This window comes from Micromonospora krabiensis (assembly GCF_900091425.1).
Classification (GTDB): domain Bacteria; phylum Actinomycetota; class Actinomycetes; order Mycobacteriales; family Micromonosporaceae; genus Micromonospora; species Micromonospora krabiensis.
This window is the reverse complement of sequence record NZ_LT598496.1, coordinates 3,340,094-3,360,334: the sequence shown is the minus strand read 5'-3', so window position 1 is coordinate 3,360,334 and position 20,241 is coordinate 3,340,094. Positions and strand designations below refer to the sequence as shown.

The 20,241-nt window shown below is 73.9% G+C and carries 19 protein-coding genes; 9 read left to right on the top strand and 10 right to left on the bottom strand.

Annotated features, from left to right (window positions below; all coding sequences use genetic code 11):
- Window positions 1–107: 107 nt before the first annotated feature.
- Window positions 108–1,283: an ROK family transcriptional regulator gene (locus GA0070620_RS14975; RefSeq protein ID WP_091591308.1), complete on the top strand. Its 1,176-nt coding sequence runs from the start codon at window positions 108–110 to the stop codon at window positions 1,281–1,283.
- A 99-nt stretch (window positions 1,284–1,382) separates the two neighbouring features.
- Here the strand turns inward: GA0070620_RS14975 and GA0070620_RS14970 are convergent, their stop codons facing one another.
- On the bottom strand, window positions 1,383–2,396 hold the full coding sequence (locus GA0070620_RS14970) for an ABC transporter permease subunit (protein WP_091591306.1): 1,014 nt from the start codon (window positions 2,394–2,396) through the stop codon (window positions 1,383–1,385).
- Window positions 2,393–3,418, bottom strand: coding sequence for an ABC transporter ATP-binding protein (locus tag GA0070620_RS14965; protein WP_091591303.1), 1,026 nt, complete (start codon window positions 3,416–3,418; stop codon window positions 2,393–2,395). The genes GA0070620_RS14970 and GA0070620_RS14965 overlap by 4 nt, the downstream gene beginning before the upstream one ends.
- A 131-nt stretch (window positions 3,419–3,549) precedes the next feature.
- Here GA0070620_RS14965 and GA0070620_RS14960 point away from each other — a divergent pair, with 131 nt between their 5' ends.
- Both GA0070620_RS14960 and GA0070620_RS14955 read left to right on the top strand, forming a co-directional pair.
- Window positions 3,550–4,392, top strand: coding sequence for an ABC transporter ATP-binding protein (locus GA0070620_RS14960; protein WP_091591302.1), 843 nt, complete (start codon window positions 3,550–3,552; stop codon window positions 4,390–4,392).
- A 32-nt stretch (window positions 4,393–4,424) separates the two neighbouring features.
- Entirely contained in the window at window positions 4,425–5,321 is an 897-nt protein-coding gene (locus GA0070620_RS14955) for a ribokinase (RefSeq protein WP_091591300.1), read from the top strand.
- A gap of 5 nt (window positions 5,322–5,326) precedes the next feature.
- Here GA0070620_RS14955 and GA0070620_RS14950 read toward each other — a convergent pair whose 3' ends face one another.
- Window positions 5,327–5,980 carry a hypothetical protein gene (locus GA0070620_RS14950; protein ID WP_091591298.1) on the bottom strand — a complete coding sequence of 218 codons (654 nt, stop codon included), beginning with the start codon at window positions 5,978–5,980 and terminating at the stop codon, window positions 5,327–5,329.
- A gap of 58 nt (window positions 5,981–6,038) precedes the next feature.
- Window positions 6,039–6,521, bottom strand: a complete 483-nt coding sequence (locus tag GA0070620_RS14945) for a DUF6232 family protein (protein ID WP_091591297.1) — start codon at window positions 6,519–6,521, stop codon at window positions 6,039–6,041.
- Between the two features lie 658 nt (window positions 6,522–7,179).
- Between GA0070620_RS14945 and GA0070620_RS14940 the strand changes: the two genes are divergently transcribed.
- Entirely contained in the window at window positions 7,180–7,581 is a 402-nt protein-coding gene (locus GA0070620_RS14940) for a nuclear transport factor 2 family protein (RefSeq protein ID WP_091591294.1), read from the top strand.
- Window positions 7,582–7,592: 11 nt separating this feature from the next.
- On the opposite strand, the gene GA0070620_RS14935 is transcribed toward GA0070620_RS14940, so the two are convergent.
- Window positions 7,593–9,077, bottom strand: coding sequence for an RNA-guided endonuclease InsQ/TnpB family protein (locus GA0070620_RS14935; protein WP_091591292.1), 1,485 nt, complete (start codon window positions 9,075–9,077; stop codon window positions 7,593–7,595).
- 14 nt (window positions 9,078–9,091) lie between these two features.
- Window positions 9,092–9,589 carry a DUF6232 family protein gene (locus GA0070620_RS14930; protein WP_091591290.1) on the bottom strand — a complete coding sequence of 166 codons (498 nt, stop codon included), beginning with the start codon at window positions 9,587–9,589 and terminating at the stop codon, window positions 9,092–9,094.
- Between the two features lie 98 nt (window positions 9,590–9,687).
- Here GA0070620_RS14930 and GA0070620_RS14925 point away from each other — a divergent pair, with 98 nt between their 5' ends.
- Complete coding sequence (locus GA0070620_RS14925) at window positions 9,688–10,461, top strand: enoyl-CoA hydratase/isomerase family protein (protein WP_091591287.1); 774 nt, start codon at window positions 9,688–9,690, stop codon at window positions 10,459–10,461.
- 21 nt (window positions 10,462–10,482) lie between these two features.
- On the opposite strand, the gene GA0070620_RS14920 is transcribed toward GA0070620_RS14925, so the two are convergent.
- On the bottom strand, window positions 10,483–11,496 hold the full coding sequence (locus tag GA0070620_RS14920) for a helix-turn-helix domain-containing protein (RefSeq protein ID WP_091591286.1): 1,014 nt from the start codon (window positions 11,494–11,496) through the stop codon (window positions 10,483–10,485).
- A gap of 198 nt (window positions 11,497–11,694) precedes the next feature.
- Here GA0070620_RS14920 and GA0070620_RS14915 point away from each other — a divergent pair, with 198 nt between their 5' ends.
- Together GA0070620_RS14915 and GA0070620_RS14910 are read left to right on the top strand one after the other, a co-directional pair.
- Complete coding sequence (locus tag GA0070620_RS14915; RefSeq protein ID WP_091591283.1) at window positions 11,695–15,624, top strand: kelch repeat-containing protein; 3,930 nt, start codon at window positions 11,695–11,697, stop codon at window positions 15,622–15,624.
- Between the two features lie 170 nt (window positions 15,625–15,794).
- Window positions 15,795–17,417, top strand: a complete 1,623-nt coding sequence (locus GA0070620_RS14910) for an acetolactate synthase (RefSeq protein ID WP_091591281.1) — start codon at window positions 15,795–15,797, stop codon at window positions 17,415–17,417.
- A 48-nt stretch (window positions 17,418–17,465) separates the two neighbouring features.
- On the opposite strand, the gene GA0070620_RS14905 is transcribed toward GA0070620_RS14910, so the two are convergent.
- The 3 genes from GA0070620_RS14905 to GA0070620_RS14895 are packed head-to-tail and all read right to left on the bottom strand — an operon-like array spanning window position 17,466 to window position 18,706.
- Window positions 17,466–17,936, bottom strand: coding sequence for a PLD nuclease N-terminal domain-containing protein (locus tag GA0070620_RS14905; protein WP_091591279.1), 471 nt, complete (start codon window positions 17,934–17,936; stop codon window positions 17,466–17,468).
- 27 nt (window positions 17,937–17,963) lie between these two features.
- A complete protein-coding gene (locus GA0070620_RS14900) occupies window positions 17,964–18,317 on the bottom strand; it encodes a DUF202 domain-containing protein (protein ID WP_091591277.1) in 354 nt (117 codons plus the stop codon).
- Window positions 18,314–18,706 carry a YidH family protein gene (locus GA0070620_RS14895; RefSeq protein ID WP_091591275.1) on the bottom strand — a complete coding sequence of 131 codons (393 nt, stop codon included), beginning with the start codon at window positions 18,704–18,706 and terminating at the stop codon, window positions 18,314–18,316. Before GA0070620_RS14895 ends, GA0070620_RS14900 begins: the two co-directional genes overlap by 4 nt.
- A 41-nt stretch (window positions 18,707–18,747) precedes the next feature.
- On the opposite strand from GA0070620_RS14895, the gene GA0070620_RS14890 reads away from it, so the two are divergent.
- Both GA0070620_RS14890 and GA0070620_RS14885 read left to right on the top strand, forming a co-directional pair.
- Entirely contained in the window at window positions 18,748–19,545 is a 798-nt protein-coding gene (locus GA0070620_RS14890) for a GNAT family N-acetyltransferase (RefSeq protein ID WP_091591273.1), read from the top strand.
- On the top strand, window positions 19,542–19,955 hold the full coding sequence (locus GA0070620_RS14885) for a hypothetical protein (protein WP_091591272.1): 414 nt from the start codon (window positions 19,542–19,544) through the stop codon (window positions 19,953–19,955). The genes GA0070620_RS14890 and GA0070620_RS14885 overlap by 4 nt, the downstream gene beginning before the upstream one ends.
- Window positions 19,956–20,241: the final 286 nt, after the last annotated feature.

Sequence of the window (20,241 nt, the reverse complement as noted above, 5' to 3'; positions counted from 1 at the left end):
TGCCGGGTCGTCCGAGTACTCCCGGTCCGGGTGGCCGCTACGCTACGGCTACCCGTTCGCAGGTCGGTTTACAGTTAGCAAAGTTTACTAAATCTAGAGGACGTGGCATGAGTGCGACCCGGCTGCCCGGCACCCCCCGCCTGTTGCGGGCGCTCAACGACCGTGCGGCCCTGGAGCTCCTGCTGGAGCGGGGGCCGCTGACCCGGGCCCGGATCGGCGAGCTGACCGGGCTGTCCAAGGTCACCGCCTCCCAGTTGGTCGAGCGCCTGGAGGAGCGCGGCCTGGTCGCCCGGGTCGGCGAGCAGGCCGGCGGCCGGGGGCCGAACGCCCAGCTCTACGCCGTCCGCCCGAACAGCGCGTACGTGGTGGGGGTGGACGTCGGGCCGGACCGGGTGGTGGCGGCCTGCGCCGACATCACCGGCGCTGTGATCGGCCGGGTGGAGCAGTCCACCCGGGACACCGACGACCCGGTCGGCGTCGTGCACAACGCCGTCGTCCAGGCCGCGAGCAGCGCCCAGGCGCAGCTGTCGAGCGTGCGGCGGATCGTGCTCGGCACGCCCGGTCTGGTCGACCCGACCACCGGGGACATCACCTTCGCGTTCAACCTGCCCCGCTGGCACCGCGGCCTGCTCGAGGCGCTCCGCGAGGACCTGCACACGCCGGTGGTCTTCGAGAACGACGTGAACCTCGCCGCGATGGCCGAGGCGCAGGCCGGTGCCGCCCAGGGCGTCGGCGACTTCGTCCTGGTCTGGGTCGGCGCGGGCGTCGGTCTCGCGATCATGCTCGGCGGCCGGCTGCACCACGGCAGCAGCGGGGCGGCCGGCGAGATCGGTTACCTCCCGGTGCCGGGCGCCCCGATTCCCCGCGACGTCTCCCGTCGGGCGAAGCCGGCGTTCCAGCAGTTGGTCGGCGCGGACGCCGTCCGCGCGGTGGCCCGTGAACACGGGTTCCGGTCCGGGAACGCCGCCGCCGCGGTGCGCGCCGCGATCGACGGTGGCGCCGACGGCGGCGCGATGCTGGACGAGCTGGCCCGGAGGCTGGCGCTCGGCGTGGCGAGCACCTGCGTGGTGCTCGACCCGCCCCTCGTGGTGCTGGCCGGCGAGGTGGGCCAGGCCGGCGGGCCGGCCCTGGCCGAGCGCGTGCAGCGGGAGGTCGAGGCGATCACGCTGGTCCGGCCCCGGGTGGTGCCCACCGGGCTGACCGAGGAACCGATCCTGCGCGGCGCGCTGCGGACGGCGCTGGACGCCGTCCGCGACGAGGTCTTCGGCTCCACCGTGGGTTGAGCGGGTCACGCCACGGTCCCTCATGCGAAGGAATTCTTCACCATCGGCCCGGGCGCTGCAAGGAGTTGCCCACACGCCCGGGCCGGGCGTCGACGCAGGTCAGATGAGATCCCGCCGACGGAAGGCGGTGAAGGCGCCCACGGTCAGCGCCACGGTGACGGTGACCAGCACGGCGATGGCCGGACCCCAGCCGAGCGTGTAGGAGCCGTCGCAGAACCCGTTGCCGGAGCCGACGCAGGCGCGCGGATCCCAGAACGACGCCTCACCGGCCAGCCAGGCCCCGATGTGACTGGAGAGCATCAGCTGGTCCGGGCGGGGCGCGTCGACGATCTCCAGCACCAGCCGCGCGCCGAGTTCCCAGACCACCGCGTACGCGGCCGCCGTGCCGAGCGCAGCCGACGTGTGCCGGCCCAGCGTTGCGAGCGCGAAGCCCATCGCCGTGGCCAGCAGCACGAGCACCATGCCGCGACCGTGGGTCGCCCCCAGTTCACGCCAGAACGTCGCGCTCAACCCACTCGCCAGGCCCGCGGTCTGCCCGATCACCCAGAACGTGCCGAGGTACGCCGCCGAGGCGAGCAGCGACAGCACCAGCACCGAGCCGAGCAGCGTCCCCAGCTTCGCGCCGAGGACGGCCAGCCGCCGTGGTCGCCAGAGCAGCAGATTGACCACGCCACCGGAGTTCAGATCCGCCCCGATGTAGGAGGCGCCGACCAGGAAACCGAACAGCACCAGGAAGGCGATCAGGAAGTAGAGCAGTGGCCGGGCCTGGTTGGCGAAGGTGAACACCCCGGTCAGGAAGTCCGCCGCCACCGGCAGCCGGTCCTGGCGGGCCGGATCCAGCTCGCTGCAGTTGGCCGGAAAGTAGTCGATCTCAGAGCCGGGCGGCACGCTGCCGTTCACCTGGGCCACGCACTGCTGGTAGGCCTGCTCCATCTGCTGCCGGGCCCGGGCGGCCTGGTTGCCGGCCTCGATCAGCTCGGTCGACGACGGCCGGTGCGAGCCGGCCAGGGTGGTCGCCGCGGTGACGCCGAACGCCAGCACCAGCAGCACGACCATGAGCTGCACGAAGCGGCGGGCCGCCAGCCGTTCCAGCTCGGCGCGGAACAGGTTCACTCGTCCCCTCCTCGGCGACCGCCGACACCGGCGTCCAGGTTGATCACACCGTCACCCGCCCCGGGCGCGTACGCCGACGAACCGTCGACCTGCCGGGGCAGCGTCGGGTGGCCGCCCTCGCCGGTCAGTTCGAGGAAGACGCTCTCCAGGTCGGGCCGCAGCGGCGTCAGCTCGCGCACCCACAGCCCCTGCTCGCCGAGCACCCGGCTGACCACCGTCGGGTCGCTGGCCTGCCCGACCAGCAGATGGTCGGGCTGCGGGGTCACCGGCAACCCGGCCTCCCGGAGCAGCTGCGCGGCCCGCTCCGGCTCGTCCACCCGCACCAGCACCTCGTGCTGGTCGAAACCGGCCAGCACCTCGTCCACCCGACCGGCCGCGACCCGCCGGCCCCGCGAGATGATCGTCACGTGGTCGCAGATCAGCTGGATCTCGCCGAGGATGTGACTGGAGACCAGGACGGTCACCCCCGCGGCGGCCAGCGACCGCATCAGGTCCCGCATCTCCCGGATGCCGGCCGGGTCGAGGCCGTTCGCCGGCTCGTCGAGAATCAGCAGCTCCGGATCCTTGAGCAGCGCCGACGCGACGGCCAGCCGCTGCTTCATGCCCAGCGAGTAGCCCTTCACCCGCTCGTGGCCGCGGTCGCGCAGGCCCACCTGCTCCAGCGCCTCGTCGACCCGGCTCACCGGCACGCCACCGGCGAGGGCCAGCAGCCGCAACGTGCGGTACGCGGTGAAGTTGCCGAAGAACTGCGGGCTCTCCACGATGGCCCCCACCCGACCGGCCACCTGCGGCAGCAGGCGGGGCGACGGGACGCCGAGCACGCTCATCCGACCGCCGTCGGCGCCGACCAACCCGAGCAGGGCGCGCAGCGTGGTCGTCTTGCCCGACCCGTTCGGCCCCAGGAAGCCGTGGATCTGCCCGGCCTCGACCAGCAGGTCGAAGCCGTCGACGGCGACCCGGCGGCCGTGCCGGACGCTGTGGAAGGCCTTGTGCAGACCCTCGATCTCGATGACCGCGCTCATCCGCGCGGTTCCCTGCTCGGACCCGCCATGGACCGTCCTTCTGAAGTGGTGACCAACGACACGGCGCCTCACCCTATGGCGGAGGCGCCGCCCGTGGGGGGCACCACGGCGCTGCGTGGTTGGATGGGCGGGTGACTGGTGACGTGATCTCCGGCGCCGCCGGCGCCACCCCTGCCGGAGCACCCGTGGACCCTGATCTGGTCGTCAGCCTCGACGGCGTCGGCGTACGCCGGTCCGGCAACGCGCTGCTGCACGACGTGACCTGGCGCGTCGAGCTGGACGAGCGGTGGGTCGTGCTCGGGCCCAACGGCGCCGGCAAGACCACCCTGCTCAACCTGGCCGCCGGGCGGCTGCACCCGACGACCGGCACCGCGCACGTGCTCGGCGAGCGGATCGGCCGCACCGACGTCAACGAGTTGCGTACCCGCATCGGGCTGTCCACCGCGGCGCTCGCCGAGCGGGTGCCCGCCGAGGAGCGGGTCAGCGACGTGGTCGTCACCGCCGCGTGGTCCGTCGTCGGCCGCTGGCGGGAGAGCTACGACCGCAGCGACGAGGCGCGGGCCCACGCGCTGCTGGGGCAGCTCGGCATCGGCGGGCTCGCCGAGCGCCGCTACGGCACCCTCTCCGAGGGCGAGCGCAAGCGGGTGCAGATCGCCCGCGCCCTGATGACCGACCCGGAGCTGCTGCTGCTCGACGAGCCGGCCGCCGGGCTCGACCTGGGTGGCCGCGAGGACCTGGTCGCGCGGCTCGCCGACCTGGCGTACGACCCGGACGCCCCGGCCCTGGTGGTGGTCACCCACCACGTCGAGGAGATTCCGCCGGGCTTCACCCACGCGCTGCTGCTGCGCGAGGGCGGTGTGGTCGCGCAGGGGCTGCTGGGTGACACCCTGACCGGGGACAACCTCTCCAAGACCTTCGGGTTGCCGCTGGTGGTCGAGCGCTCCGGCGAGCGGTTCACCGCCCGCGCCGCCTGACGCGCGTCCCGCCGATCCGACCGGAGGTGCCGGTGCCGCAGACCCGGGTTGCCGTCGTGGGCAGCGCCAACATGGACCTGGTGGCGATGGCGCCCGACCTGCCCCGGCCGGGCGAGACCATGCTCGGCACCGACTTCGTGATGGTGCCCGGCGGCAAGGGCGCCAACCAGGCCGTCGCCGCCGCCCGAGCCGGTGCCGCCAGCACCTTCCTCGGCGCCATCGGCTCGGACGCGTTCGGGGTCACGTTGAAGGCCCGGATCGGCGCCGCCGGTGTCGACACCGCGCACCTGCGGGTCGTCTATGGCACCTCCGGTGTGGCCCTCGTGATGGTCAACGCCGCGGGGGAGAACGCGATCCTCGTGACTCCGGGCGCCAACGACGCGCTGACCGGTCTCACCGAGGAGGAGCTGGACAGCGTACGGCGAGCGGACGTCCTGGTCGCCCAGCTGGAGATCCCGGTCGAGACGGTGACCCAGGCGGCGGTGGCCGCCCGGGCCGCCGGCACCCGGGTCGTGCTGAACGCCGCGCCGGCCCGGCAGCTGCCCGACGAGCTGCTCGCGGCCGTGGACCTGCTCGTCGTCAACGAGCGCGAGGCGCAGGCGCTCACCGGGCACGGGCGGGAGCGGCCGGAGGCGCTGCTCGACCTGACCCCCCGGGCCGTGCTCACCCTCGGCGGCGAGGGTGCCTGGTACGGCGACCGGGACGGCACGGCCGTGCACGTGCCCGCCGTGAGGGTGGAGGTGGTCGACTCGACCGCCGCCGGTGACGCGTTCACCGCCGCGCTGGCCGTCGGCTGGGGCGAGGGGCGGGACGTGGTGGACGCCGTCCGCTGGGCGGCGGCGGCCGGTGCCGCCTGCGTCCGGCGGCTCGGTGCCTCGGTGGCGCTGCCGCAGCGGGCCGAGATCGACCAGCTGTACGCGCCGGCCTGATCGTCTCAGGCGCCCGGGGCGCCATCGTCCTCGGTGAGCTTCTCGCCGCGCCGTCGCAGTATGTTCAGGCCGGGAATGCCGGCGACGGCCAACTTCAGGTCCCGGGTGACGGCCAACAGGTCGTGCAGGTCCGGGCCGACCCGGTCCAGGGTGGCGAGAATGGGCAGGATGTCGCCGGTCAGGTGCTCGCGCAGCTTCGGCAGGTCGTCGATGAGCCGGATCGCGGCGGTCACCTCCTCGTGGCTGAGCTGCTCGACGAACCGGCTCGCCATCGGCGCGGCCCGGCGCAGCGCCGGTTCGTACGCCGTCAGCAGCTCACCCGCGGTCGCCGCCACCGACTGGGCCTCGGTGACGACCGACCCGGCCGTACGCGAGACCTCCTGTGCCTCCCCGACCACGCTCGCCGCAGCCGCCGCGACCTCGGTGGCGGTCCGGACCGCCGACTCGGCGTCGTCGAGCACCCGGTCGGTACGGTCCAGGGTTCGCTCGATCCGGTCCACGACCCCGTTGATCCGGGCCAGCAACGCCTCCACGTCGTCGAGCACCGCGAAGGCGCGGGCGGGCACGGCCGCGAACGAGGCGGCCGAGCCGAGGGCCTGGTCGAGGGCGGACCGGGTGAGGCCGACGACGGTGGACGGTCGGGGGAGGGGGATCGCCATGGCACCCAGTGTGCGTCGCCCGCGCCCGGGCCGCCCGTCGGCCGCGGCCGACGGGCCCTCAGCGGCGGTCCGTGTGCTGCTCGACGGCGCGCTGCACCGCTCGGTAGATCTGGCCGAACCGCAGCGCGTCCGGCGTCCGCAACAGCAGCTCCTCCCGGCCGTGGTGCTGCACCCAGAGTTCGTGGACCTGGTTGCCGCGCTCGTACGAACGGTCCAGCCAGCCGAGCGGCACCTCCAGGAACGGGGTGAGGGCCAGCGCGCCCACCGCGAAACCCGCCAGGATGATCAGCGCGAGCACCCACTCGCCGCGGTCCTGGGCCGACCAGACCAGCGCGACCACGCAGACCAGTGCCACCAGCGGCGGCAGCGACAGCAGCAGGACCAGCACGCCCCGGCCCAGCACGCGACCCCGCACGGCGAGCGTCTTCGGCCCACGGCTGTGCCAGACGTACGTCACCTCGGGCAGCGACACCACCTGCCCACCCACCCGGATCGACTCGGAGGTCACCTGCACCGCGTCGTCCCGGTAATAGACCACCATCACTCAGCCTAACCACGTCCCGGCAACCTCAGCGCGACCGCGCCGCCGCCCCCGTCCGGTCCGCCCCGCCCCCTGCCTGCCCGCTGCCCGCGGCTGCCCGCCCGGCCCGCTGGCCCGGCCCGCCTGGTTGCCCCCGTCTGTCGGTTGGTCGGCCCGACGAGGAGGTGGGGTGTGCGCATCCTTTAGAGCTGAGTCGATTCCGACATCGCCGGCCGTCGGCGGACCGTCGGCCGACGGGATGGTGCCCGGGCCCTGTCGAGCTGCCCCAAATCCGGGGCAGCACCGGGTGAGGGCAGAGGCCGGCCGCCGCCCGGATCTGGGGCAGGTTGAAGGCGGCATGGTGTTCGCGGCCGGGGCCGCGGACCTGGTCGTGCAACGCAACCGGGGGCGGATCCCGACCGACGCATCCCGGTCGGGCATCCCCGATGAGCGAATCCCGATCAGCAGATCCCCGATCAGCGGACCCCAGGCAGCCGATTCCAAGCGGCGCCCGAGCAGTGCTCGGCGAGCTTTGCTGTGGGGTCGCCCTGGCTGAATCGTCTACGCCATCAGCTCCAAAGCCTCCGCCGGGAGGATGCCGGACCGGGACGCGTCGCCGGGCGGGACCGGGAGGGGCAGCGGGCCGCGCGCCGTTCGTGTCGCGGGTAGCTTCGCGCCCATGACGGAGGAGGAGCGCAACAGCGAGGTGGTCCGGCGGTACCTGCGGACGTTCGTGACGAAGGACCTGGTCGAGCTGCGCGAGGTGGTCGCGGAGGACGTACGCATTCATGGGTCGGGCACGGCCGTGCAGGGCCGGCACTTCGTCGAGCAGGCGGTTGGGTCACCCGGGCTCACGGTGCTCGACCAGGAGATCCACGAACTCTTCGCCGCCGGTGACCGGGTGACCGTCGCGATGGCGCAGACGTACCGGCGGGACGCGACCGGAGCGACCGCGGTGCAGAGCGCCTGCAAGATGTACCGGCTGGCGCGGGGCCGCATCGTGCAGTTCTGGGGCGAGCAGGACCTCTACGGGTTGCTGCGCGGCCTCGGCATGCTGCCGGACGAACCAATCCGCTTCTAGTGCGGTGTCCACTAACGTTCACCGGGTTTGCGGTGGTGTTGTGGATCCTCGCCGTGTAGGGCGAGCGACTCCTCACCGGGGGGTGGGGCGGGCCTCCGCGGGCCAACTGATCCTCGCGCCGCCGCGGGTGGGCGGCGGGGGTCACGTCGGGACTGGCCGGCGCCGGGGAGGTGCCGGCCGGCTCGACGGTGCGTGATCACCCCGGGCAGCACAGCCACAGCTGTGGTGGGGGTGGTGGGTCCGCCGCCCGGTCTGCGGGTGGCGATCATGGCCGCCGCGACGAGGTCACGGTGCCCGGTGAAGGTGCAGTGCGGGCAGGTCAGGGTGCGCCCGCGGGGTTTGGGTATCCGCCGGTGGCAGGCGGGGCAGGTGGAGGAGGTGCCGCGTTCGTCGACCATGTGCACGGTGATGCCGGCGAGGGTGGCCTTGTCGGTGAGGACCTGGATGAGCCGGCCGATCTGCCACTGCCGCAGCCGCAGGTTGTGCCGCCGCCCGGCCGGGATGTCGAGCACGCTACGGGGGTCGCCGACGTGCAGCACCCCCACCCGCTGCTGTTGGGCCCACGATATGACGGTGCGGGCCGCCTCGTGCTGGGCCTGGCGGACGCGCCGCCGATGCCGGCCCTCCACCACCCGGGCGCGGCGGCGATAGCGGCGCCACCGCCGTGACCCCCGCTGACCCGGCTTCGGCGCCCGGCGGGCCACCGCCCGACGGCGGGCCTTGGTGTCAGCCAGGTGCATCCGATGCTCAGCACGGACCGCCCGCCCGGACACCAACAACCCCGCCCCGTCCGGCCCCGCCACCGCGTAGGGGTGAATGATTCCGAGGTCCACCCCGGCGACACGTCCGGCGTCCGGCTCTTCACCGGGCGGGTAGACAGTTACGGGAACTTCGGCGGTGACATCGAGGAACAGGCGGTTACCCTCACACAGCAGGGTGATCGAGCGGACCTGCTCCACTGGGTACGGCAGATCCCGGACCAGCCGCACCCACAACGGGGCACTGCCACGCGCGGCCGGGATCCGCACCCGCCGCCCGACAACGGTGAACGTGCCGTGATACCAACGCACCGGCACCAACCCACGCCGACGACGCGGAAACCCCGCCGACACGTCACCGGTCTGACGGCGCTTCGCCGCGGCGAACCAGGCATCGGAGAACCGGCGCAACACCGACCGGGCACCCGTGCTGTCCAACTCGCCGAACGTGCCCGGCCCCGACGCGGCCAACTCCCGACACAACTCCTGATAGCCAGCCAACGGCGCATCACCGCGGCGACGCCGCCACGCGTTGACCTCCAACACACACGCCCACACATCACCAGCCGACCGCAGCAACCCGAAACACCGCCGCCGCTGACCCCCCGTCACCCGCAACCCCACCCGAGCCGTCCGATACACGACCCGCGGCGCAGCAGAATCCCGACGGCGAGGCACAACCCACACCCCACACCACCCGTACGACAACTTCCCCGACCCACACCAACCGGCCAACATTTCTGGCCACCGCACTAGCCTCGCCGCCCGCGCGCCGGCGTGCGGGCGGCGGCCGTCGGCTGCCCCTGCTCGACGGCCCGCTGCACCGCGCGGTAGATCTGGCCGAACCGGAGGGCGTCACGGGTGCTCAGCAACCGGACCGGCTGCCCGCGCCAGCGCGCCCACAGCTCCAGTTGCCGGCTGCCCCGCGCGTACGAGCGGTCCAGGTGCTCGAAGAGGAAGTCGGCGACCGGGCCGACGGCGAGCCCGACCAGCACCGACGCCCCGACGATCGCGATCGTGACGGTGGGTGAGCGGCCCAGTCGGATGGCCAGCGCGAGCCCCAGGGCGGCCGCCACCAGCGGGCCGGCCATGGCGGCGCCGATCGCGCCGCGGCCGGCGAGCACCCGCCAGGACCGGCTGCCCCGCCGGTGCCACACCATGGTGATCTCGGCGAGCGGGAAGGTGCGGCCGTCGACGCGGACGGCGGTGCTCGTGACCCGCACCGATCTGTCGTCGTAGTACGTGATCATCGCTGGCCTCCCGAGGCCGGGGCTGATACCAGACTACGTACCCCAACGAGTCGGGCCGTAAGGTTGGCACGCGACTTCGACGAGGAAGTGAGGGCAGCGTGAGCGAGTTCGTGCGGCTGGAGACCAAGGACGGCATCGGCACCATCCGGCTGGAGCGGCCACCGATGAACGCCCTCAACACCCAGGTGCAGGAGGAGCTGCGCGCCGCCGCGTCGGCCGCCACCGCCGACCCCGAGGTCCGCGCCGTGATCGTGTACGGCGGCGAGAAGGTCTTCGCCGCGGGAGCGGACATCAAGGAGATGGCCGACATGTCCTACGTGGACATGGCCGAGCGGGCCGCCGACCTGTCCGGCGCGCTCGGCGCGATCGCGCGGATCCCCAAGCCGGTGGTCGCCGCGATCACGGGGTACGCCCTCGGCGGCGGTTGTGAACTGGCCCTGGCCTGCGACTGGCGGGTGGTGGCCGAGGACGCGAAGCTCGGCCAACCGGAGATCAAGCTGGGCATCATCCCCGGCGCCGGCGGCACCCAGCGGCTCGCCCGGCTCGTCGGCCCGGCCCGAGCGAAGGACCTCATCATGTCCGGCCGCATGGTCGACGCCCAGGAAGCGCTGCGCATCGGGCTGGCCGACCGGATCGCCCCGGCCGCCGAGGTGTACGCGACCGCGGTCGAGCTCGTCCGCCCGTATCTCACGGGTCCGAGTCAGGCGCTGCGCGCGGCGAAGCTGGCGATCGACGGCGGCCTGGAGATGGACCTGACCTCCGGCCTGGCGTGGGAGAGTCAACTCTTCGCGGCGCTGTTCGCCACCGACGACCGGCGCGAGGGCATGGCCGCCTTCGTCGAGAAGCGCAAGCCGGACTTCACCGGCCGCTGACCGGTGCCGCGCCGAGGCGGGTCAGACCCAGCCTCGGCGCACCGCCTCCATTCCGGCCTGGAAGCGGGTCTCCGCGCCGACCATCGCCATGATCCGGTGGACCTGTCGGTGCACCGTCCGCACGCTGAGGCCCATCGTGCGGGCGATCCGGTCGTCGGTGGCGCCGCCGGCCAGCAGGCCGATCAGCTCGATGTCCCGGTCGGAGAGGCCGTCGGGGTGTTCGACGGTATGGTCGGCCCCGAGCGGCCCGGCGGCGCTCCGGCCGACGGCGTCGGAGCGGTTGATGGCGACCGCCCGGTCCCAGAGCGCCTCGAACAGCTCGCTCAGCGCGTCGAGGAGCGACGAGGGGTGCACCAGGTACGCGGCGTCGGCCAGGTGCCCCTCCGCCATGACGGGCACCAACCCGAGGCGGTCGTCGGAGAGCATCATCTTCATGGGTACCTCGCTGGCGACCCGGGCCCGTTCGCCGCGCTGGATGCCGCGCCAAATCTCGGCCATCCGGCCGGGGATCTCCAGTGCCGAGCGGTCGTAGATCACCCGGTAGGTCAGGCCCCGGTCGGTGAGTTGGTGGGTCTCCTCCGAGTTGCCGCTCACCGGGTTGTCCAGGTACGGCCCGCGGTCCAGGCCCCGGATCTGCACCCGCGCCTCGCGCTGGAGCCGGACGAGGGTGGCGCGCAGGTTCTCCGCCCCCTCGATCACCTCGACCAGCTCGGCGGGGTGGCGACCGGACCCGTCGCGACGGCGGATCTCCTTGGCGAGATGGTCGGCGTGCGTACGCAGGCGCAGCAGGTCGCGCTCCCGCTCGGCGATGAGGGAGGTGGCCACCTGGTCCGGCGGCGCCGCCGCGTACCGGGTCGGGCGGCCCGGCAGCCGGTTGGCCAGGCCGCGCTCGACCAGGCGGCCGAGAGCGCGGGACAGCTGCGCCTGGGAGAGCGCGACGTCGTCGACGAGGTCGGCCCTGGTCGCCTGGCGTCGGCGGGTCAGCGCCTCGTAGACCCGTCCCTCGGGTTCGGACACACCCACCACGTGCCACATCGGAAGCCTCCGTCGGGATCCGGCCAGCTGTCCGGAACATGAACGTCCCGGGACATTGTCCGGCTCTCCGCGCGCGTGCCAAGATCCTCGACCAACGGCCGCCGACTACGTGTCTGGAATCACCTTCGACCTGGCGGCGCGTGGTCGAGGCCTCAACGGTGAGGCGTACCCGTGATCCGATCTGGCAAGGAGTCCTGGATGACCGTGCCCTTACGACGGAGGCAGGCCCACCGGCGCCCGCTCGGTTGGTTGACCGCCGCCGTCGCACTCGCGCTGCTCGCCACGGGCGTGTCGCCCGTCGCCCCGGCGCAGGCGGCGCCAACGCCGTCGCCGTCCTCCTCGGCTCCGAGCTGGGGCGCGATGCGCTACAAGCCCGCCGGCTGCAACACCGCGGAGGCCGGCGACGGGTTCGCCCGCTGCTACGCGCTCGGCCTCAGCACTGCGGACGGCCGGCTCATCCAGCAGGTCTCGGAGCCGCCGGAGGGCGCGTTGGGGCCGCCCGACATCCGGTCGGCGTACCGGCTGCCCGACGGGGGTGAGGGCCGCACCGTGGCGGTCGTGCTCGCCTTCGGGTACGAGGCGGCCGAGGCCGACCTCGCGGTGTTCCGCGAGCACTACGACCTGCCGCCGTGCACGACGGCCAACGGCTGCTTCCGCAAGGTGGACCAGCGGGGCGGCACCGACTACCCGGCGGAGGACGCCGAGTGGTCGATCGAGGCGGCTCTGGACCTCGACGCCGTCTCCTCCGCCTGCCCGAAGTGCGACATCCTCCTCGTCCAGGCCGACGACAACTCGCCCGCCAGCCTCGGCGCGGCCGTGGACACGGCGGCGAAGCTCGGCGCGGACGTCATCTCCAACTCGTACGGCATCGCCGGCGAGACCCGCTTCCAGGAGCTCTACAGCGCCCACTACGACCACCCGGGCATCGCGGTGGTCGTCGCCAGCGGCGACCTCGGCAACGTGCAGAGCTATCCGGCGACCCACCCCGACGTGGTTGCCGTCGGCGGCACCCGGCTGACCCGGGACTCGTCCGCGCGTGGCTGGTCCGAGACCGCCTGGGTGAACGCGGGCAGCGGCTGCTCGCTCTACGAGCCCCGGCCGGCCTACCAGGCCGGCGTGGACACGCGCTGCGGCGACAAGCGGGCCACCGCCGACGTCTCCGCCGTGGCCGACCCGGAGAGCGGGCTCGCCGTCTACAACACCCTCGGCCAGGACGGCTGGGCGCAGTGGGGCGGCACCTCGCTGGCCGCTCCGCTCGTCGCCGGGATGTACGCGCTCGCCGGTGAAGCGCTGCCCGGGTCGTACCCGGTGACCTACCCGTACCGGACGGACAAGAGCGCCGGGCTCTTCGACATCACCGAGGGCTCCAACGGCTGGTGCGGTGACCTGCGGTGCAACGCCGGGCCCGGCTGGGACGGCCCGACCGGGGTGGGTTCGCCCAACGGGGTCTCGGCCCTGACCCTCGGCGAGGCCGGCCGGATCGTCGGCACCGTGACGAGCGGGCGGCGCGACGGCGCGGTCGCCGGGGCGACGATCACCGCCACGGACGGCACCGGCGCCACGTTCCGCGCGGTCGCCGACGCGAACGGCCGCTACAGCCTGCCCCTGCCGGCCGGCGGCTACGACCTCGTCGCCACCGAGTTCGGCTACCAGAGTCCGAAGGCCGAACGGGTCACCGTCGCCGCCGAGGCGGAGCTCACCCGCGACTTCACCCTGACCGCGCTGCCGAGCCGTACCGTCACCGGCACGGTCACCGACGCCTCCGGGCACGGCTGGCCGGTCTACGCCCGCATCGCCGTCGACGGCTACCCGGGCGGGGCGGTCTTCACCGACCCGTACACCGGCCGCTACCAGGTCGACCTGCCGGTCGGCAGCAGCTACACCCTGCACGTGTCGCCGGTGGACCTGCCGGGCTATGTCACCCGGACCGTGACCACCCGCGTGGATCCGCAGCCGAAGGGGCGGCCCGCCGACGTACGCCAGGACGTCGGGCTCTCGGTCGACGCCACCTCCTGCACCGCACCCGGCTACGCGCCGCGCTACGACGGCGTCGGCGCCGACTTCACCGGCTGGGCCGCCGGTCCCCGCGACGGCTGGCGGGTCACCGACGACGCCGGTGCCGGTCAGACCTGGCGGTTCGACGACCCCGGGTCCAAGGGCAACCTGACAGGCGGGGACGGCGGGTTCGCGGCCGTCGACGGCTGGAGCCAGGGGGGCCGGATCGACAGCAGCCTGATCACCCCGCCCGTCGACCTGACCGGCATCGCCGACCCGGTCGTCGGCTTCGACACCGACTACTCCAGCTGGGACGCCCAGACCGGCGACGTCGACCTGAGCCTGGACAACGGCGCGACGTGGACGGGGCTGCGGCATCTCGCCGCCGACGCCGTCAACGGGCACGTGGAGATCCCGCTGCCGCAGGCGGCGGGGAAGTCCGGGGTCCTGGTCCGGTTCCGCTACCAGGGCGAGTACGACAACTGGTGGCAGCTGGACAACGTCTTCGTCGGCCGCCGGTCGTGCGCCCCCGTACCGGGCGGGCTCGTGGCCGGACAGATCCAGGACGACAACACCGGCGCCGCGGTCCTCGGCGCGACCGTCTCCACCGGTGGTGGCGCGAGGAGCACCAGCCAAGCCACTCCCGACGACGCGCGCCTGCCCGACGGGTTCTACTGGCTCTTCGCGGCGGGCAGCGGATCGGTGCCGCTGACGTTCGCCGGTCTGCACTACGGCGACAGCACCACCACCGTGCGGATCCACCGCGACGGTGTCGTCCGTCGGGACTGGCGGCTGGAGGCCGGCCAGCTGGCCGTACGCGATTCGGACCTCGCGATGACCGTCCGCCCCGGGCGCAGCGTCACCCGGGAGGTGCGGCTCAGCAACTCCGGCGACCGCCCACTGCGGGTCAGCCTCGTCGAGCAGGACCGTGGCAACAGCGTCGCGGCCGGGGCGCGCCAGGCCGGCGTGGCCGGGGCGCCGCTCGTGCGGATCCGTACGGATGCGTCGGTCACGGCCCGCGCCGGCGGGCACAGCCCTCGCCCGCTGCCGCCGCAGCAGGCGGCCGACGGCACCGCCTGGACGAACCTGCCCGACTACCCGGTGCTCGTGATGGACAACCTGGTCGCCGACGACGACGGCACGGTCTACTCGGTCGGCGGCAGCGGTGAGGCGGGGTCCCTGGCCGCGGGGTACGTCTTCGACCCGCAGGCGCAGGCCTGGAAGCGCATCGCCGACCTGCCCGAGCCGCGGGCGGCCGCCGTCGGTGGCTTCGTCGACGGCCGGCTGTACGCGGTCGGTGGCTGGGACGGCGCGAGCAACGCCGCCTCCACCACGTACGCCTACGACCCGGGCACCGACCGGTGGTCGCGCCGGGCCGACCTGCCCGTCGGGGTGACCGCCGCGGCGGCGGCCACGGCCGGCGGCCGGCTGTACGTGGTCGCCGGTTGCACGACCGGCGAGTGCGAGCCCGCGTCGAACCGGACGTACCGCTACGACCCGACGGCCGACCGGTGGACGCGGCTGGCCGACTACCCGCTGGCCGTCGCCTTCCTCGCCTGTGCCGCGGCGGGTGACGGCGTGGTCTGCGCGGGCGGGATCGACCCGACCGAGCGGGTCCCGGTGAACGACACCTTCCGGTACTTCGCCGACTCGGACACGTGGGTGCGGACGAACGGGCTGCCGATCGCCCGGTGGGGCATGGCGTACGCCGGCGCCGGCGGCAAGTTGCAGGTCGTCGGCGGTATCACCGCCGGGTACGTCACCAACGAGGCCCTGGAGTTCGACCCGGCGACCGACACGTGGTCGGCGCTGCCGAACACGAACAACGCCCTCTACCGGGGCGGCGCGGCGTGCGGCCTGTACCAGGTCGGCGGTTCGCTCGGCTCGTTCGCGATCACCCCGTTCGCCCAGCGGTTGCCGGGGCATGACGGGTGCGTCCGGGGCAGCGACGTCTCCTGGCTGTCGGTGGACCGGACCACCCTGACCATCCCGGCGGGACGGTCGGTGACGGTCACGGTGGCGGCCCGCGCCCCGGTCGTCGCCGGGCACGGCGAGTACCGGGCACGGCTGGCTTTCGAGACGGACACCCCGTACCGGAACGAGGCCCTTCCGGTGGTGATGACCCTGCGCTGAGCTGACCCTCACCCCCTGGCCGCGCCCGTCCGGTGGACCGACCTCCCCACCGGGCGGGCGCGGCCGTGCCCACGGCGACCTCGGCACCGTCCACCGGCCGGGGAGGCGGTCGCCGACGAAGGTGACCGGTCGGTAACCTGTGACCCCGGCCACGGAGAAGGGGAGCGAGCATGACGGAGCGGATCGAGGGCCACGGTGGCGAACTGGCCCTCGCGGCACTACGCGCACACGGCGTACGGGAGATGTTCACGCTCTCCGGCGGGCACGTCTTCCCGCTCTACGACGCCGCGCACAAGAACGACTTCCCCATCTACGACGTGCGGCACGAGCAGTCGGCGGTCTTCGCGGCGGAGGCGGTGGCCAAGCTCCAGCGCCGCCCCGGTCTGGCCGTGCTCACCGCCGGCCCCGGCGTCACCAACGGCATCTCGGGTTTGACCAGCGCCTTCTTCAACGCCTCCCCGGTGCTGGTGCTGGGCGGCCGGGCGCCGGCGTTCCGCTGGGGCTCGGGCAGCCTCCAGGAGATGGACCACCTGCCGCTGGTGGCCCCGGTGACCAAGCACGCCGAGACGGTGTTCAGCACCGACGACATTCCCCGCGCGGTGACCTCGGCGCTCGCCGCCGCGCTGACACCGCACCGTGGCCCGGTCTTCCTCGACTTCCCGCTGGAGACCGTCTTCTCCGTCTCCGACGCGGAGCTGCCGACGCCGGCCGGGGTCGGTCCGATCGAGCCGGACCCGGACGAGGTCTCCCGGGCGGCGAACCTGATCGCCGCCGCGCAGCGGCCGGTCGTCATCGCCGGCTCGGACGTCTACGCCGGTGACGCGGTGGCGGCGCTCCGCGAGGCCGCCGAGGCGTTGCAGGTGCCGGTCTTCACCAACGGCATGGGCCGCGGCTCCCTCCCGCCGGAGCATCCGCTCGCCTTCGCCAAGGCCCGCCGGGCGGCCCTCTCCGGCGCCGACGTGGTCGTGGTGGTCGGCACCCCGCTGGACTTCCGGCTCAGCTTCGGCGACTTCGGCGACGCCAAGGTGGTGCACATCGTCGACGCGCCCAGTCAGCGCGCGGGCCACGTCCAGCCGGCCGCCGCACCCGCCGGTGACCTGCGGCTGATCCTGTCCGCGCTCGCCGACCACGCGGGCGACCGGGCCGACCACAGCGGCTGGATCGCCGACCTGCGTGCCGCCGAGGACGCGGCGAAGGCGCGGGACGCCGAGGAGATGGCCGCCGAGACCGACCCGATCCGGCCGGCCCGCGTCTACGGCGAGCTGCGCCGGGTCCTGGCCCGGGACGCGATCACCATCGGCGACGGCGGCGACTTCGTCTCGTACGCGGGCCGCTACCTGGAGCCGGCGCAGCCGGGCACCTGGCTCGACCCCGGTCCGTACGGCTGCCTCGGCACCGGCATGGGCTACGCGATGGGCGCCCGGGTCAGTCACCCGGACCGGCAGATCTGCGTGCTGATGGGCGACGGCGCGGCCGGTTTCTCGCTGATGGACGTGGAGTCGCTGGTCCGGCAGAAGCTGCCGGTGGTGATCGTGGTCGGCAACAACGGCATCTGGGGCCTGGAGAAGCACCCGATGCGCGCCATGTACGGCTACGACGTGGCCGCCGACCTGCAGCCGGAGCTGCGCTACGACCACGTGGTGAGCGCCCTCGGCGGTGCGGGCGAGACGGTGGCGAAGGCCGCCGACCTCGGGCCGGCGTTGCAGCGCGCGTTCGACTCCGGGGTGCCGTACCTGGTCAACGTGCTCACCGACCCGGCCGACGCCTACCCCCGCTCGTCCAACCTGGCCTGACCGTCGGCCGCGCCGCCGTCGCTTCCGGCGGCGGCGCGGGCCGCCGGGCTAGACCTCCGGGCGGTCCTCCTCGCGCGGCGGCTCGCCCTCGCGGGGCCGCAGCGGTTCGGCGTGCGGCGTCGACTGGTCGGGCCCGGCGGTGTCGCGGCGGCGCAGGTCGTCCTCCCGACGGCGCAGGTCCTCCTCCCAGCGGCGGAAGAGCTCCTGGTCGTCGCGGCGGGACCGCTCGGCGAGGGAGTCGAGGAACTCGGGGTCGTCGTCGGGGGCGACGGGGCGGCGACGCTCGCCTCCCGAGGGGGAGCGTCGGAGCCCGGCGGCGGGCGGGCGGCCGGGGGTCGTCTCGCGGCCGGCGACGAACCACGCGATCGACCCGACCAGCGGGAAGAACAGGATGATCAGCACCCAGGCGATCCGGGGCAGGGCGCGGATCTGACCCTCCTCCGCGGACAGGCAGCTGATCAGCGCGCAGACGGCGAGGACCACCTGCACCACGAAGAGGAGCGCATACACCCGGACCATGCGTCCATCATCGCGCAACCGGTCCCGTCACCACAGCCCGCGCAGCACCAGCGACACGCCGAGCAGGGCCAGCGCCACGGTGCCCAGGGCGGCCAGGGGGAGGGAGCGTCCGCCGCTGGGCGCCGGCCCCGTCCCGGTGCCCCGCCGCCAGCAGACGCGTAGCAGCGCGCCCCAGACGAGCACCGCGACACCGCCGAGCAGCGCGCCGGCCACGCCGCCGGCGAGCGCCAGCCGGACGGCCAGCACGGTGACCACGGTCGCCGCGAGCGCGGTGCGTCGCCAGGCGAGCCGGGTGCGTTCCGGTTGCAGCCCGGGGTCGCGCGCCGGTGGCCCGTCCGCCGCTAGCGGTCTCCGGGCGTGGTCGTCGGGTCCGCCGGTCACCCGCCGCCGACCGCCCGGTCGAGCACGGCGGCGACCAGCAGCAGGGCGCCGAGGCCGACCGCGAGGGCGAGGACGGCGGGGAACCGGGAGGCCGGCAGCTCCTCGCCGAGCCGGATGGCGCGTTCGGTACGCGCCCAGCGGTCGACGGCCCGGACGGCGACGGTGCCGCCGAGCAGCAGCAGCGCGATCGCGATCGCCTCGCGCAGGTGCCGTAGCGGCAGCGGAGGCAGGAACTGGGCGGCGGCCAGTCCGCCGGCGACCAGCGCGAGGCCGGTGCGTAGCCAGGCCAGGAAGGTGCGTTCGTTGGCGAGCGAGAAGCGGTAGTCGGGTGTCTGGCCCACTGAGCGCAGTTCCCGCGGGTCGAACCAGCGTCTGACCGTCTCCCACACGAGACCGATTATCCGGTGGCGCCCGGACGTAGCCTGGAACGATGACCGATCTTGATGCGACCACCCTGCGAACGGCGTACGACACGCAGCTGCGGCCCGAGCTTCCCGACCCGGTGCCGGCGGACGTGACGGTGGAGCGGGACGGTCCGCTGTACCGGGTCGTCGGGTTCGGTCGCGGCGGCTTCCTCACCTACCGTGACCTGGGCGGCCTGACCGGTGCGGCACTGGACGAGCTGATCGCTCGGCAGGTCGAGGTGTTCCGGCAGCGGGGCGAGCAGGTGGAGTGGAAGCTAGCCGGGCACGACGAGCCGGCCGACCTCCCGGACCGGTTGCGGGCGGCCGGGTTCGTGCCGGAGGAGCCGGAGACCGTGGTGATCGGGGCGGTCGCGCCGTTGGCCGCCGCGCTTCCGGTGGTGCCCGAGGGCGTACGCCTGCGCGAGGTGACCGCCCGCGAGGACCTGGACCGAATCGTGGTCATGGAGGAGGAGGTCTGGCAGGCCGACCGGAGCCACCTGGCCGAGTCGCTGGAGCGGGAGATCGCGGCGGACCCGCAGTCGATCAGCGTGGTGGTCGCCGAGGCGGACGACACCGTGGTGAGCGCGGGCTGGATCCGCTACCTGCCGGCGGCCGGTTTCGCGTCGCTGTGGGGCGGCTCGACGTTGGCGCAGTGGCGGCGCCGGGGCATCTACCGGGCGCTGGTGACCTACCGGGCCCGGCTGGCCGAGCAGCGGGGGCGGACGTTGTTGCAGGTGGACGCCTCCGACGACAGCCGGCCGATCCTGGAGCGGCTGGGCTTCGTACCGGTCACCACGACCACGCCGTACGTCTACACTCCGTGATCATGGAGCAGCGGTTGACGGACGAGGAGCGGCTGACCCTCAAGACCGGCGCGTTCGGCGCGGTCCTGTTGGTGTCCAACGCCGACCCGGGGATGCTGTCGGTGCTGCGGGAGAGCGCGGCGGCGTCCGGTGCGTTCGCCGGCGCGTCGGGGGTGGTGAAGGAGGCCCTCACCTCCGGGCCGTTGCCGCGGCTGCCCCGCGACTCCCAGTTGGAGATCGAGTCGACGGTGTTGCCGGCGCTGACCCGGTCGGTGCGCATCCTCAGCGAGAAGTCGCCGAGCGAGGTGGCGGCCTACCGGTCGGTGGTGCTGGCCGCGGCCGACCGGGCGGCCCGGGCGCACGCCGGGGTCGCCGCGGCCGAGGAGGCGGTGATCGCCCGAATCAGGGCCGCGCTGGCCGAGTCGTCCTGAGCCGGACGCCCGCGCCCGGCACGCGGTGCACCGGTGACCACAGGGCCCGCACGGCCGCCCGGACGCAGCGGTCGCGGACCCGGCCGCAGGCGCAGCGGTAGCGCTCGGGTCGCACCCGTCGGCAGTCGTCGAGGTCGTGCGTCGGGGTGTCGCCCGGAGGGCCGGACGCCGGGTCAGGCACGGCAAGCGCGTCGGACATGCCTGAAACCTCCCGATATGCAACTTTACCCCGGGCAAGGCGCGTGCGGTGAGCCGCGTCACTCGGAGCCCCCGGGAGGCGGATGCT

What these genes read in the sequence shown, in the direction of transcription:
- GA0070620_RS14975 (WP_091591308.1), top strand. Translation starts at nt 108, where the DNA reads ATGAGTGCGACCCGGCTGCCCGGCACCCCCCGCCTGTTGCGGGCGCTC.
- GA0070620_RS14965 (WP_091591303.1), bottom strand. Translation starts at nt 3,418, where the DNA reads ATGAGCGCGGTCATCGAGATCGAGGGTCTGCACAAGGCCTTCCACAGC.
- GA0070620_RS14950 (WP_091591298.1), bottom strand. Translation starts at nt 5,980, where the DNA reads ATGGCGATCCCCCTCCCCCGACCGTCCACCGTCGTCGGCCTCACCCGG.
- GA0070620_RS14945 (WP_091591297.1), bottom strand. Translation starts at nt 6,521, where the DNA reads ATGGTGGTCTATTACCGGGACGACGCGGTGCAGGTGACCTCCGAGTCG.
- GA0070620_RS14940 (WP_091591294.1), top strand. Translation starts at nt 7,180, where the DNA reads ATGACGGAGGAGGAGCGCAACAGCGAGGTGGTCCGGCGGTACCTGCGG.
- GA0070620_RS14935 (WP_091591292.1), bottom strand. Translation starts at nt 9,077, where the DNA reads ATGTTGGCCGGTTGGTGTGGGTCGGGGAAGTTGTCGTACGGGTGGTGT.
- GA0070620_RS14930 (WP_091591290.1), bottom strand. Translation starts at nt 9,589, where the DNA reads ATGATCACGTACTACGACGACAGATCGGTGCGGGTCACGAGCACCGCC.
- GA0070620_RS14920 (WP_091591286.1), bottom strand. Translation starts at nt 11,496, where the DNA reads ATGTGGCACGTGGTGGGTGTGTCCGAACCCGAGGGACGGGTCTACGAG.
- GA0070620_RS14915 (WP_091591283.1), top strand. Translation starts at nt 11,695, where the DNA reads ATGACCGTGCCCTTACGACGGAGGCAGGCCCACCGGCGCCCGCTCGGT.
- GA0070620_RS14910 (WP_091591281.1), top strand. Translation starts at nt 15,795, where the DNA reads ATGACGGAGCGGATCGAGGGCCACGGTGGCGAACTGGCCCTCGCGGCA.
- GA0070620_RS14905 (WP_091591279.1), bottom strand. Translation starts at nt 17,936, where the DNA reads ATGGTCCGGGTGTATGCGCTCCTCTTCGTGGTGCAGGTGGTCCTCGCC.
- GA0070620_RS14890 (WP_091591273.1), top strand. Translation starts at nt 18,748, where the DNA reads ATGACCGATCTTGATGCGACCACCCTGCGAACGGCGTACGACACGCAG.